This window comes from Chryseobacterium takakiae, assembly GCF_900129385.1.
GTDB lineage: Bacteria > Bacteroidota > Bacteroidia > Flavobacteriales > Weeksellaceae > Chryseobacterium > Chryseobacterium takakiae.
In genome coordinates, this window is sequence record NZ_FQVO01000007.1 from 175,070 (window position 1) to 189,668 (window position 14,599).

Sequence of the window (14,599 nt, forward strand, 5' to 3'; positions counted from 1 at the left end):
GAATTTTTTTTAAGATTCAAATATAAGAAATTCAGCCAATTAAGATTTAACCAATATTAAAAATAAATTAAATTTAACATAAAAATCAATCAATCGTTTGATTTATTCGAAAACGGTCGTACATTTGCATCGTCAAAATCAGAACATAAGAATGATTTCAAAAGAAGAAAATATACTGTTTGCTGCCGAGAAGCTTTTTGCTGAAAAAGGCTTTGAAGGTACTTCTACAAGGGAGATTGCCAAAGCAGCCAATGTAAATATTTCAATGATCTCTTATTATTTCGGGTCGAAAGAAAAGTTGTACGAGAAGCTGGTGGAATACAGAATGAGTGAAGGACAATTTTTTTCAAAAGATATCCTTGAAAGAACAGATATTAATGATTGGGAGAAGATAGAAAAAATTGTAGATCAGTTTGCAGGAAAAGTAAGACATCAGAAATGTTTTTACCGCATCATGCAGAGAGAACAGCTGCATACACAGAATCCTCATATTGTGGAATTCCTGAAACAGACAAAAATGGGATTTATTTCCATGTATTCAAAAATATTGGAAAGCGGACTGAAGAAAGGCATCTTCACTAAAAATCCGCCGATCTATCTTCTCCATTCCACCGTGAGCGGAACTTTGTTTTATGCATCCAATGCAAAAGAAATGTACAAAGAATTCCTGAACAACACGGATGAAGAGGAAATTTTTGATGACACCTATTACACAGAGCTTAATACACATATAAAATACTTATTAAAAGACCTTCTAGGGTATGAAGAAAATAAATAACTCAGTTATTGCACTGGCATTATTCATAGGTGTTGCCAATGCAAATGCACAGGAAAAAAGAATGCTTACTCTTGATGAAGCTGTGCAGTTGGGTATTCAGAACAGCAAAAATCTGAAGATTGATGCAGCAAAAATTGAAGAAGCAACAGCAGATCTTCTGGAAGCCAAAAACAGGCAGCTGCCGGAACTGAAAGTTTCCGGAAGCTATATGTATCTTCCGCTAAAGCCTAATATCAACATCAAACTTCCGGGAGTTTCGGGAGATAGCGGCCCTGAAGTACATCAGGTAGCTTACGGATCTGCAAACCTCAGCGTTCCCATCTACAGCGGCGGAAGAATAAAATACGGCATCGAATCTGCAAAATATCTGGTAGAAGCATCAAAATTAAACACCGAAAACGATAAGGTGGCCATAGCCTACAATGTGGCACAGGCTTATAATAACTTGTTTAAAGCAAACCAGTCGATCAAAGTACTTGAAGAAAATCTTTCCGCTTCCCAAAAGAGAGACGAAACATTCCTTAAAATGGAAAACAACGGACTTATCGCCAGAAACGACAGGTTAAAAGCCAATCTTCAGACTTCGAATATAGAACTGCAATTGCTGGAAGCTAAGAATAATTACAATATCGCCAATATCAATATGGATCTTTTGCTCGGCATTCCGGAAACAACGGAAATTGAAGTGGATGAAAACTATATTGAAGAAGGAGAGGATATAAAAACAGTAGATTATTATATCAATACGGCAAGAGAAAACCGCAAAGACCTGCAGTCGCTCAACAAGCAGAGACAGGCAGCAGCATTGGGAACAAAAGCCGCGAAAGCGGAAAATCTTCCTTCCATTGCTTTTACAGGGGGATATGTCGCAGCAGATATTCCTAAGTTTCTAACGATTTATAATGCAGTAAACGTAGGAGTAGGAATTTCCTACAACTTATCAAATCTCTGGAAGGAAAACTCTTCACTCAAACAGTCAAAAGCAAGAGAAATGCAGCTTTCGGCAACCAATGAATTATTGAATGACAATATTAAATTAGACGTCAACAGAGAATACCAGAATACGGATTATTCCAAAAAAAGAATTGCGGTATTCGAAAAATCTGCTGAACAGGCCAACGAAAACTACAGAATTACAAAAAATAAATACGACAACGGCCTTGCCACGATGACCGAGCTTCTCGATGCGGATGCAGCCCAGATAGCAGCCAATGTAGGGGTGATCAATGCAAAAGCAGATGCGGCACTGGCATACAGAAAACTATTACAAACTACAGGAACTTTAACAACAAAATAAATTAAGAGCGATACCGAAAATGGAAAATAATACTACACAAGTAACTGAAACTAAAAAGAAAAAAAGTTTAGTTTTCCCTATAATCTTAGCAGTTGTTTTAATTGGCGGCGGAATCTACGGGTACAGAACCTATTCTTACGGCCAGGTACACGAAGAAACAGATGACGCACAGATCGCTTCCAATATGGCTCCTGTTATTTCAAAAATTTCAGGGTATGTAACGGAAGTAAAAGTAAAAGATAATCAGTTTGTAAAAAAAGGAGATACGCTGGTTGTTTTAGACAGCAGGGATCAGAAAATGGCGCTTGAACAGGCAGAAGCAGCTTTGGCTACGGCAAAGAGTAATATTTCAAATGCGCAGGCATCCACTACAGCCACCTCTAAAAATATTGGCTCTTCTCAAGCCGCGGTTACTACAGCCAATGCACAGATTGAAGCTGCAAAAGTAAACGTATGGAAAACTACCCAGGATCTAAAAAGATATGCCAATCTTGTAAAAGATCATTCTATTACAGAACAGCAATATGAGCAGGCTTTGGCAGCAAAACAAACTGCCGACAAACAGTTACAAGTACTCATTGATCAGAGAAACCAGATTGCACAGCAAACCAATATCGCTTCTTCCCAGACGGCAGCAAGCTCCCAGCAGATCAGCGTGGCAGGTTCTGTTGCCAAACAGAGAGAAGTGGATGTTGAAAATGCAAGATTAAACCTTTCTTACACGGTAATTGTTGCTCCCGAAGACGGATATGTTGGAAAAGTTCCTATCCAGGCAGGGCAGTATTTACAGGCTGGTTCACAGCTGTTTGCTTTGGTTAAAAATGACCAGAAATGGGTAGTGGCCAACTTCAAAGAAACACAGGTGGATAAAATGGTAGAAGGACAGAAAGTAAAAATTGAAATCGATGCTTTCCCGGACAGGGAATTTGATGGGGTTGTAAGCTCTTTCTCTCCCGCAACCGGTGCTACGTTCTCTATCCTTCCTCCGGATAATGCAAGCGGTAACTTCGTAAAAGTAGTGCAGAGACTTCCTGTAAAGATCGATTTTGTAAATCTTGATAAAGAGGTTGCCAAAAGATTAAGAACAGGAATGAACGTAAAAGCAGAAGTTTCACTGAAATAAATATAAAGTGGATTGTCAATAATTGCAGAGGCAGCCATTAATGCAGAAGATATGAAGATGCTGCTGATCATCATGAAGAAAGAAGTTGCGGAGGTGATCAGTTGATGGTACAGAAATGAAGGCGAAGGCGATAATGGTGACAGACAATTGGCAATTCACTTTTAAAAATAATATAAGAGAATTGTCAATAGATGCGGAGGCAGTCGGCGATGAAGAAGAAATGAAGATGCTGATCAGAATGCAGAAGAGGATTTGCGGATGAAAGTCAGCCACCATGTGGAAATGTAGATCAGGCTGGTGATGAAGTTGTAGCTTATGGAGATGAAGATCAAAATGTAATGCTGAAATGAAGCTGTACAGCTGACAACACTGAAGAGGACTATTGACAATTCACTTTTTAAATTAAGATTTTTTGGGATTCAGAATGACGGTCAATGAAGGATGAAAATCCATTCATTAAGCCGGAAATTAATTAAATAAAGAATAAAGTTAGTTCGTTAAAACTTGTTCTGCTATCAAATAGTTTCTGAATCTCATAATCTCTTAATTTTTAATACTATTAAACAAACATGCAAGATTCATTAGTAGAATATGGAGCCCGAAGAGTAATCATTACGATTACGGCTATTCTTTGTGCTTTGCTTGAAATTGTGGATTCCACGATTGTAAACGTTGCCCTCAACGAGATGAAGGGTAACCTCGGTGCCACACTTTCTGAGGTGGGATGGGTCATCACGGCATATGCTATCGGGAACGTGATCATCGTTCCGATGACAAGCTGGCTTTCGCAGCAGTTTGGACGAAGAAATTACTTTGCGGCATCCATCATTATATTTACCGTATTCTCTTTCCTCTGCGGGAATGCCACCAACATTTGGGAACTGGTATTTTTCAGACTGATGCAGGGAATTGGAGGAGGAGCATTGCTCGTAACCTCACAAACCATCATCACGGAATCTTATCCCATCGAAAAAAGAAGTATGGCTCAAGCTATATACGGTTTGGGAGTAATCATCGGACCTACCTTGGGGCCGCCGCTTGGAGGATATATCGTGGATAACTTCAGCTGGCCTTATATTTTTTATATCAATATTCCAATCGGGATTGCAGCAACATTGATGACGCTTCAGTTTGTAAGAAGCCCAAAATATGCTGAAAAAAGAAAAGTTTCGGATGTCGACTGGATCGGGATTGCTTTACTGGCGATTACCGTAGGTTCTTTACAGTTCATCCTTGAAAGAGGACATGAAGAAGACTGGTTTGAAAGCGGAATGATCGTTACATTCACCATCTCGGCCGTTCTTGGATTTATACTTTTCTTATGGAGGGAACTTACTTTTAAATATCCTATTGTAGAACTGCGGGTTCTCAAAAATGGAAATCTCCGGATCGGAACTGTAATGTCATTCGTACTTGGATTCGGATTGTATGGCTCCACCTTTATTGTTCCTTTATACACACAAAGTATTTTAGGCTGGACGGCACTTCAGTCGGGAGCATTAATGATTCCTGCAGCCTTAACCACGGCTTTCATGATGCCGATCATTGGAAGGTTACTTTCCAAAGGTGCAAAACAGCAGATCCTGGTTTCTTTGGGATTATTTATCTTCTTTATCTACAGTTTCTGGGGATATAAAATATTAACACCGGATACCAGTAAAGACGCCTTTTTCTGGATGCTGATTGTAAGAGGAGCCGGTCTTGGATTATTATTTATTCCAATTACTTCGCTCTCTTTAAGTACGCTGAAAGGACAGGAAATAGGGCAGGGGGCAGCTTTTACCGGAATGATGAGACAGCTCGGTGGATCTTTCGGGATTGCAGCGATAACGACTTTCATTGCCAATGCCGGCCAGAAATACAGACTGAACGTGATTTCGCATCTTGATGAAAATGATTTTGCCGTTCAGCAACGGCTTCAGACTTTAAAAGGAAGTTTCATGGCAAAAGGAATGACACCCGATGCCGCCATGAATGCCGCCTACAAAATGCTTGATCTTTCGGTAACAAAACAGGCTACGGTACTCTCTTATATGGATGTATTCCTCTATCTGGGTGTGATTTTCCTCATCTGTATCCCGTTTATTCTCTTTATTAAAGAGCGAAAAAGCAAACAGAAGATTGATCTGAGTGAAGCGATACATTAATCTACAATGTTGAAAATTTATTATAACATTATGAAGAAGCTGTCTCGTAAAATGAGACGGCTTCTTTTTTTAATAAAAAAACCGCCTCAGTTGTGAGACGGTCTCCTAATTTTTAAGGATATTCAAAGCCAAATATTACTTTATAAACCTTGTTGTCTTTTAGATAAAGTTCTATAAAATATGGAGGCATTTCATATTGCTTTATTTTGGGATTATCAGGATTGTCAATCGTATATCTGATAATTTGTTCGTTAGATTTTTTTTCAAGTTTATAGTTACTACCTTTTAGATTGGTTATTTCCTCTAAAGTCATTCCTAATTTGAGCCCTGATTCTGTATTAAAATTATCGTATTTAGTTTTATTAACATTATAATTTTTAAGTTTAATATCATCTTTTAAATATCCTATTTCAAATAAACTAAAATTGTTTTTGGTATCTCCTTCATATTGATATGTTATTAGATATTCTTTTTCAGAGATATTTGAAAAAAGAATAGCAGGTGTTTCTCTCATCCCGTATTCTACTTTTAAATTTTTATAATTAGGATAAAATTTTTCAAACGAGGGATAATCTTCCAACTTAAGTATTTTATTAATTGATATTTCAGGCGAAAAATCTTTTTGTGAAATTTGTTTGTTGACTGTAGTTTTATGAGATTCTTTTTGTTGACAATTTATAGTCAATATAAAGAGAAGAAAAATTGCACATAATTTATTCACCATTGCTTTTAAATTTTGATTTTCTTCCATTGTTATTAGGATTTCCATTAATCTGTATATTTGTAGGAATTGACTTTTGCATTTTTAATAGAGAGTTAACTTTATTTCTAAAATCAGTCAATACTATTTTATTACCTGATAAGCCTATACAACCTTGAGTACCTTCATTATTTCCATCCGGATGAATGCGTAACTCTGATCGACCTGTATCAAATTGGGGGTTAAGAAAATAGCTAAAACCTACGCCATCTTTATTCATTCCTTTAACATACATGCCATTTTCTGGTTCTCTATTCCAATATGTGTCTACTGTATATTCACCATTTTCTGGTGCTCCATTATTAAATCCACCTGCAACTGCATCATAAGAACTAATTGTTTTTGTTTTCCCATTTTCAAATGTTACATTTAAATCAATTGTAACATCTCCTAATTTACTTGTTCTCATATCTCCTTGAATAGATATTTCTGCTTTTTGAGCTGGAGAATAATCCATTTTTTTGTAAGTATGATAAGTTTCTAATACTAAACCCTTATGTTTTTTATTGTCCCACGTTTTAGTACGTTCATAATAAATTCCTCTATAAATTTCCCCTTTTTGAAGTACTCCTTTTTCTTTATGGTTTTTAGCTGTTACATCATCTCGCCAAGTAATATCTCCATTCGCTGCTTCAACCCAATCCATTCCGTCAGGATCTACAAATCTTATTGGATTATTGTTAGCGTACATTATTGGATTTAAATCAGGATGTTTTTCCGCCAGCGGATCCACCACACCCCATCGTTCAATATCCGGCATATAAAACCTTGCGCCATAGTCCAGCCATTGGGTTTCCTGCTGCTGTTCTTTACCGTTATAAGTGTAAAAATAATTAGGACTTACGCTTCCATACGACATTGTATTCCCAAACTCCATCCCGAAAGGATAGTAATCGCTTGTTTTATCAATGGCTGCATTTCCTGATGCGTCCCTGTAAAAAGCCAATCTTATGTTCCCTAAATGATCTTGTACTGGTAAATATATTGATTCTTTCAGCAAAATTTATTAACATAAAAAATAAAACCATTGCTGAAAAAGTGAAAGACGCCTATTTAAATTTACAAAGTTCTCATCGTTAAAATTTAAAGACTTCTTTAATAAAAATGTCGCTGCGCTATAAAACAAAAACCCTCGCAAATTTACAAGGGTTTATTTTTATCTACGACGAAGTTACAAACTTCGCGGAGCGTTATTTAAGGATATTCAAAACCAAAATATATTTTAATTAGTTTATCATCTTTAAAAGTATATTCTGAAAAATAAAGTGGAAGATTATATTTCTGCAAAAAACAAGAGTTATTGTAATCTGATAAAACATATTTTACAGTATTATCATTTTCTGAATAGTTATTTCCTTTTATTTTTAATAATTCAGTTTTTGTAATACCTAATTTTATTCCGCTTTCGGTTATAAAACTATTATACTCTAAACGGTTATTAAGTTCATTTCCTGTATATGGTTCAATTTTAAATTGATAAAATTCATCGTAACCAGAACCATAAAAAAAATAGAACGTCAATTTTTCCGTTTCCTTTTTATTCAAAAAACTTACATATGGTAATCCCTGATTATCTTCTGTTACCAGTTTATTTAAATCTTTATAATTGCTTAAACTTGTATTGTTATTAGATAATTCAATATCATTCACTTTTATATCAGCTACAAAATTGTCTCTGCAAGTGTCCTTTTTCTGAACAGTAGTATTTACATGTTCTGTTGGCTTATTTGTATGGCCGCAACTAATACAAACGGTAACAATTATTAAAATAAATAGTGTTCTCATAATTACTGTCCACTTGTTGCTTTTCCTCCGCTTGGTCTGTTATAATTAGGATTGTTTCGGAAGTTAATATTTACTTTAAAAGGAACTGTGGTTTTATTGAAATAGTTTCTTACAACATTTCTAAAGTCTTTTAACTCTTTAGAATTTTCACAAATTCCTATACATCCCGCTGTACCAAGAGACGGGTTTTGGTCTGGATGTATTCTTAAACCTGTTCTATTTAACGTTGTGTTATTGTTCAAAAGTACTTTAAATCCTACACCATCTCGCACCATTCCACTTTCATTAGTGTCCACAATACCTGATGCTGAATATTCTCCATTGGGTGTAGGTCCATAATCCCAAGGTCCACTATTGACATCGACAGTTTGTAATACTGCTGATTTGCCATTGTCAAAAAGTGCTTTGACCTGCATTGTACCTTCTGCAAAATAAGCATCTCTTCCTATTTTGTCTTTACGTCCTGTAGCTGAAGCATCCCCGTTAACATTTATTTCTAAACCGACTTGCTCTGCATAACTCATTTTTCCATAAGTATGATAAGTTTCTAATACTAAACCCTTATGTTTTTTATTGTCCCACGTTTTAGTACGTTCATAATAAATTCCTCTATAAATTTCCCCTTTTTGAAGTACTCCTTTTTCTTTATGGTTTTTAGCTGTTACATCATCTCGCCAAGTAATATCTCCATTCGCTGCTTCAACCCAATCCATTCCGTCAGGATCTACAAATCTTATTGGATTATTGTTAGCGTACATTATTGGATTTAAATCAGGATGTTTTTCCGCCAGCGGATCCACCACACCCCATCGTTCAATATCCGGCATATAAAACCTTGCGCCATAGTCCAGCCATTGGGTTTCCTGCTGCTGTTCTTTACCGTTGTAAGTGTAAAAATAATTAGGACTTATGCTACCATACGACATTGCATTACCAAACTCCATCCCGAAAGGATAGTAATCGGTTGCTTTATCAACGGCTGCATTTCCTGATGCGTCCCTGTAAAAAGCCAGTCTCATGTTTCCTAAATGATCTTGTACTGGTAAATATATTGATTCTTTCCGCAAAATTTATTAACATAAAAAATAAAACCATTAATGAAAAAGTGAAAGACGCCTATTTATATTTACAAAGTTCTAATAGTTAAAATTTAAAGACTTCTTTAATAAAAATGTAGCTGCGCTATAACACAAAAAACCTCGCAATTTGCAAGGTTTTTTATTTATCTACAGGCACGAGCGAGACGCTCGCGCCAGCTAGGGATAATTTCAAAAATTAGTAGATAGAACTTCATCTATGTTAGATTCATAATCTAAAGTGTCTATTTTCCAATTATTCTTTATTACAAGTTTTAATGTTCCTTTTGCTTTTATAATAGAATCTCCAATTTGAATTTTCTCATTCCAACCTGTATGTGTGGGCAAACTGTCATTACCATATACAATATATGTTGCCCCGTGATTAGAATAATCTATTGATTTTCTATCAATAACAGATTTTATAGTCTTGCTTCTAATTTTTTTAAATAATAAATCATTTTCATCATTAGATGGATAAAAATGAAAATAGATTTGGATAGATGCAAAAATCAATACAAGCCCTAAAACACCCAAGAAATATTTTCTTTTTGAACTTCTCATTATCTCCCAATTAAAGTAGTTTTAGACCTTGTCCACATAGCTCCAGCTTCAGCCCCAATTCCATAACTTCCCGACTTAGTAGTATATCCATTTTTGTTTTTGCCCCATTCATTATAATTAAAATTTTGTGAAGGCGTTAACTTACTTTCATTAGTAGATCCCCCATAAGATCCAGAAACTGGACCAACACCTACATTATACGAATTTCCATAACCTTCATAATCACTTACGTGAAAGTTTCTATTAGGATCTGTTGCCGTTATCGGAATAAAATCAAGACTTAAACCAGCTCCGACACCTAAATTACCTCCAATTGAGTAATAAAAAGAAGAATCTCCATATGAATCCTTAACAAACCCAAATGCTAAATTTAATCCTCCTCCAAGAGCCCAATTTAAAGAAATTTGTGAAGCCATACCGCTTATAGGTGTTTCTAATGCATTAACCTCAATTCCATCAATATTAGAACTTCCATAAGCACTGCTGTTGTTTGCTAAGTTTGTTACACTTCCATTTGCGTTCAAAGTGTGAGTAACGTCTCCATTTCCATTTTTAATTTCTCCTGTTGCTCCTACACTATCAACATTTGCGTAACCTGCTTCTTTTGCCTGATCTACAGTTTTTATATTCGCATCATATGTCATAGTAGTTTGATTAGTTTTAGGATCTACCATTTTTATCCAATCCTGGCCAGTTCTCCCATCCGGGTCTATGAACCTAATCGGATTGTTAAAGGCATAAGTATAAGTCGACCAACGACGTGAAGTCTCCGCCAACGGATCCACCACACCCCACCTACCGATATCCGGCATGTAAAATCTTGCGCCATAGTCCAGCCATTGGGTTTCCTGCTGCTGTTCTTTACCGTTGTAAGTGTAAAAATAATTAGGACTTATGCTTCCATACGACATTGCATTACCAAATTCCAGTCCGAAAGGATAGTAATCGGTTGCTTTATCAACGGCTGCATTTCCTGATGCGTCCCTGTAAAAAGCCAGTCTCATGTTTCCTAAATGATCTTTGTACTGGTAAATATATTGATTCTTTCCGCAAAATTTATTAACATAAAAAATAAAACCATTACTGAAAATTTAAAGACCTCTTTAATAAAATGTAGCTACGCTATAAACACAAAACCCACCGCAAAGTGCAGTGGGGTTATTTTATCTACCAGCAAGAGCGGGACGCTCGCACCAGCGTGGGGACTTTGCGCAGCTGTATAACTATTTTGTTTCAAAAGGAACATTCTTTTTAAACTCCTTAAAAATATCTATACGCTCCTTTGGTGGATTAGATAATAATTCTCCTTTATAGTCAATATAGTATTTTGCGTTATTTACTAATTTTAAATCCTCTTTACTATTAACGCTTTTTAGATCTTCCTTATATTTATATGTCTTTTCTATGACCTCAATTTTTGCAGGATAAAATTTGTAAATTAACTCTGCTTGACCTGTTTCTGCATAAATATTTATTTTACTTTCATAAATCTTTTTACCTCTATAGGTAACGACTGCTTCTGCCCCCTCAGAAGCAATACCATCTATATTATAAGAGATTATAGTATCTTTTTTTATTAAGCTTTCTTGTAGTAGAGGAACCGTTTCAGAACTTGTGTTATTGTGATCTTTTGCATTGCAACTTATCATTGTCAATAATAAAAATATTATATTTTTCATCGTCTCAATATTGGTAATCCATTCTTTTTTGGTAAAGCTTGTAGCTGTTTTAACGTCTTTCCTTGTAAATTTTGGAAGTGAGGTCTATCTAAAAATTTCCATCTACCTCCCCATTCAAGACCTCTGCTTTCTCCTATTCGACCAATTAAATCCCAATTCTTTGTTTCCCAATTAAGCTTTCCATTTTCCATAGGAACTACATCAACTGCTAATCCAAAATTGTGATTACTTTGACCTCCTTTTGCTTTTGTTACAATACTTCCAGGTGCGGTTCTGCCTTTTGCATATAATTTATCTTGTTCTTCAACTGACCTAAAACCATCCGTTACTCTTAAATCTACATCAAATCTATATTTTGCCATTAACAAGAATGATTTCATTTGGTTCTGAATAGAAGGATGAAGAGAAGCTATTTTTTTGTCAGTAGATTCACTACCTGTACTAATATCTTCATATGCTTGCCAAGTTTGATTTGCTTTATATCCTTCAGAAGTTAGAGTTGTCATACCTCCTGCTCCAAAAACATATGCTGTTTCTACAGTATTTTCTCTAGCAACTTTATTTCCGTTTTTATCCGTATCATAATCAACCCAACGATATCCTGCGATATTTTCTTTATCGCTAAGTTTAACAGCTTCACCTTTTTTATTTATAGGTTCCCAAGATTCACCATTAGGATCTATTAAATTAATAGGGTCATTTGCCGTGTAAACATATGGTGAGTCATTAAAATACTTCTCCGCCAGCGGATCTACGACACCCCACCGTCCAATATCCGGCATATAGAATCTTGCTCCATAGTCATACATTCCAGTCTCTTGAAGCTCCTTGCCGTTGTACTTATACTGATAAGAAGGATTTCCATCCAATGCATTATACCCTTCATGCTTCAACCCGAAAGGATAATAATTGTTTTCTTCAAGAACTTCTATTCCGCTGCCATTGCTAAAGTAGCTTAATCGTACATTTCCCAAATGGTCTACATAGTTGTAAATATACTTATTATTTTCAAAATTGAAATAGCCTTCTGCGGTTGGAATGAACTTTAGAACGCCATTCTCATACTGGAAGCCATCAATATAATCCACTATTTTGGTTCCGTACGTCTTTTTTACTTTTGTGCCATCAGCCCTGTAAATATAGGAAGTATTTCCCTGTGATGCCAACACCGTTTTGGGAAGATTCAGGAAGTTATACTGAATGCCAGAAATTCCTTTATCGAGCTGGCTGGTCATATTCCCATTAGCATCATAACCGATGGTATTCCCCAATGCATTATATCCTGAACTGTTATTGGCAACACCGCTTGGAAGCGTTATTTTGGAAAGCCTGTTGCTAAATCCTGAGTTTTCATAATTGTAAATAAGGTCATCAATCTTTTCGGCAATGGTTCCTGAAGAAGGTTTGGCAAATCTCTTTAAATTCGAAATATTCCCGTTGAGATCATATGAAATTTCTTCGTTATAAAATCCATTTCCGGGAACCGAAGCATTAGGTTCGAAATAGGAGCCTTTCGTGAGCCTGTTCAGGGCATCATACTGGTAATTGTATCTTCTCAGGATATTGTCAGTAGAAGTTCTCCAGTCTGCCTCTGTGATGTTCCCGTTATATTTTCCGGTAACCGCCGTGTTCTGGGGACCGCTATACTGCACTACATAGCCAAAGAGTTTTCCGTTCAGATTAGCAGGATCGTTAATCTTGGTCATCCACCCACGGATATTGTATGCATAGCTGATATCCTGAAGCGGAGTAGAAGCAGATATTCCGCCCACTTTTTTGGTTTGAAGCTGGGAAAGCTCATTATAAGTATTCTGCGCCAAATATTCTACCGGGTTGTTGTCTACCTGGTGGGTATGGGTTTTCAATCTGTTCTGGGAATCATAGGTGAAGTTTTCGGTAATCATTTTATCGGTGTCGGTATCCAGCCTTTTATGACGGGTGATGCTCTGCTGAACTACGCCTGCAAAATCAAGCCTGGATTCTACCTGGGTACGTCCGCCCAAATGGTTGATAGAATAACTTCCGATCGTTCTGCCTTTTTTATCGTAGTAGCTATAGCTTTTTGTCCAGTTATTGTCCTCAATGTTTTTAACCAGACTCATTACCGGAAGGCTCTTGGTGCTTAATCCTTCGGCGGTATTTGTTTCCGTAAGAGTGGCTTCTCCCAAAATGCTGGTCGGGAAAGCTGGATTAAAGCTGTAAGAAGGATACGTATCATAGTAATTAACACTCAGAATAGTCATGCTTCCTGTAGGAAACGCTTCTTTAGTATAATAAACATCCATCCCGTTTTGGGTGATGACAGGAGTAATGCTTCTTTTTTCATTGTTTCCTGCATTGGCTGTCATATTATTAATAGCCGTCTGCATGGCAGTTCTTGTGGCGGTATTGGAAAAAAATCCTGTATAAGCCACTCTTCCGAACTGGTCATATTTCGTGAAAAGCCATCCTTTTGAATTAAAGGTATTGGTTGTTATCCTCAAATTAGCGTCCTGAGTAAGGACCAGCCTGTCCTGTTTATCATACACCATATATTCCCAGCCTTTGCCCGGAAGCTTTTTTTCCACCAACCGGTTCCTGCCGTCGTAACGGTACTGGTAGCAGAGGTTGTCCAGATCAGTAGCTGAAAGGGCTTGAACGTTGGACGCTAATGGTGGAATGACATACGCTAATTGGTTGTATTCGTTGTAGACATAATACGTATCCACTTTTTCCGTGGCGCTAAGCATCTTTCTTACCAACAAAACCTGTCCTTCCCCGTTTTTAAATTCAATGGTCTGGTTTCCGTCTTCGTCGGTTACGGTGTTTTTGTAGAGCTGTGCGGCCAGATAATTTGTACTCTGGCTCATTTGCGAGCTGGTAGCCCCATTAACCCAGGTGGTTACCGTGGTGTATTTTTTAACGGCATCTTCAGCCGTATTGGCATCATAACCGAACTGAACGGGTTTCGTATCCCACGCATTCCCCACCTGTTTCTGCTGTAAAATCCTGTCTAAGGGAGAGTTTTCCAGAATCTTTTCTGAAAAGATCTTCTCTGAACCATAATGCGTGGGCTGGGTGGCATTGCTCAAAGGAGACGTGTAAATTCCTCCACTCTGTGTTCCCTGCTGGGGAACCGGAAGGTAATCTTTAACCTGTCTTCCAAAACCATCGTATTCAATATGGGTTACCACGTCTTTCCCCGTTGGGGAAGCTTTGATATTCACCACCTGCTTGGGTCTTCCCAACCCGTCAAAATACTGTACAGATTCTGAAGTTTTGGTAGCGGTGGTTCCGTTATAATCTAAATAGGTTTTGGTATAAACGTAGTTTTCCGTGTTAGTGAGCTGTGCCTGGGATAAACCGGATATCAGCAAAGTGCCTATAGGAATTAATATTTTTTTCATCAGT

Annotated in this window: 13 protein-coding genes; 4 read left to right on the forward strand and 9 right to left on the reverse strand. The window is 36.9% G+C overall.

What is annotated here, in order from left to right:
- Positions 1–151 precede the first annotated feature (151 nt).
- The 3 genes from BUA76_RS10890 to BUA76_RS10900 are packed head-to-tail and all read left to right on the forward strand — an operon-like array spanning position 152 to position 3,198.
- Positions 152–778, forward strand: a complete 627-nt coding sequence (locus BUA76_RS10890; protein WP_072884827.1) for a TetR/AcrR family transcriptional regulator — start codon at positions 152–154, stop codon at positions 776–778.
- Positions 762–2,075: a TolC family protein gene (locus BUA76_RS10895; RefSeq protein ID WP_072884828.1), complete on the forward strand. Its 1,314-nt coding sequence runs from the start codon at positions 762–764 to the stop codon at positions 2,073–2,075. Before BUA76_RS10890 ends, BUA76_RS10895 begins: the two co-directional genes overlap by 17 nt.
- A 19-nt stretch (positions 2,076–2,094) precedes the next feature.
- Positions 2,095–3,198 carry an HlyD family secretion protein gene (locus BUA76_RS10900; RefSeq protein ID WP_072884829.1) on the forward strand — a complete coding sequence of 368 codons (1,104 nt, stop codon included), beginning with the start codon at positions 2,095–2,097 and terminating at the stop codon, positions 3,196–3,198.
- Between the two features lie 233 nt (positions 3,199–3,431).
- On the opposite strand, the gene BUA76_RS19250 is transcribed toward BUA76_RS10900, so the two are convergent.
- Positions 3,432–3,587 (reverse strand): hypothetical protein, encoded by a 156-nt coding sequence (locus BUA76_RS19250; protein ID WP_178337330.1) that lies wholly within the window; start codon positions 3,585–3,587, stop codon positions 3,432–3,434.
- A gap of 180 nt (positions 3,588–3,767) precedes the next feature.
- Between BUA76_RS19250 and BUA76_RS10905 the strand changes: the two genes are divergently transcribed.
- Positions 3,768–5,345, forward strand: coding sequence for a DHA2 family efflux MFS transporter permease subunit (locus BUA76_RS10905; RefSeq protein WP_072884830.1), 1,578 nt, complete (start codon positions 3,768–3,770; stop codon positions 5,343–5,345).
- Positions 5,346–5,457: 112 nt separating this feature from the next.
- On the opposite strand, the gene BUA76_RS10910 is transcribed toward BUA76_RS10905, so the two are convergent.
- From BUA76_RS10910 to BUA76_RS10945, 8 genes are all read right to left on the reverse strand, one after another.
- Entirely contained in the window at positions 5,458–6,096 is a 639-nt protein-coding gene (locus tag BUA76_RS10910) for a hypothetical protein (protein WP_072884831.1), read from the reverse strand.
- Entirely contained in the window at positions 6,059–7,105 is a 1,047-nt protein-coding gene (locus BUA76_RS10915; RefSeq protein ID WP_072884832.1) for an RHS repeat domain-containing protein, read from the reverse strand. Before BUA76_RS10915 ends, BUA76_RS10910 begins: the two co-directional genes overlap by 38 nt.
- Before the next feature lie 194 nt (positions 7,106–7,299).
- Positions 7,300–7,890 carry a hypothetical protein gene (locus tag BUA76_RS10920; protein WP_143149900.1) on the reverse strand — a complete coding sequence of 197 codons (591 nt, stop codon included), beginning with the start codon at positions 7,888–7,890 and terminating at the stop codon, positions 7,300–7,302.
- 2 nt (positions 7,891–7,892) lie between these two features.
- The gene (locus tag BUA76_RS10925; RefSeq protein ID WP_143149901.1) at positions 7,893–8,957 is read right to left on the reverse strand and encodes an RHS repeat domain-containing protein; all 1,065 of its coding nucleotides are present in this window, start codon (positions 8,955–8,957) and stop codon (positions 7,893–7,895) included.
- Between the two features lie 201 nt (positions 8,958–9,158).
- A complete protein-coding gene (locus BUA76_RS10930; protein ID WP_072884835.1) occupies positions 9,159–9,530 on the reverse strand; it encodes a hypothetical protein in 372 nt (123 codons plus the stop codon).
- Complete coding sequence (locus tag BUA76_RS10935) at positions 9,530–10,534, reverse strand: RHS repeat-associated core domain-containing protein (RefSeq protein WP_072884836.1); 1,005 nt, start codon at positions 10,532–10,534, stop codon at positions 9,530–9,532. The genes BUA76_RS10930 and BUA76_RS10935 overlap by 1 nt, the downstream gene beginning before the upstream one ends.
- Positions 10,535–10,753: 219 nt before the next feature.
- Positions 10,754–11,209, reverse strand: a complete 456-nt coding sequence (locus BUA76_RS10940) for a hypothetical protein (protein WP_072884837.1) — start codon at positions 11,207–11,209, stop codon at positions 10,754–10,756.
- Positions 11,206–14,595 (reverse strand): DUF6443 domain-containing protein, encoded by a 3,390-nt coding sequence (locus BUA76_RS10945; protein WP_072884838.1) that lies wholly within the window; start codon positions 14,593–14,595, stop codon positions 11,206–11,208. Before BUA76_RS10945 ends, BUA76_RS10940 begins: the two co-directional genes overlap by 4 nt.
- Positions 14,596–14,599: the final 4 nt, after the last annotated feature.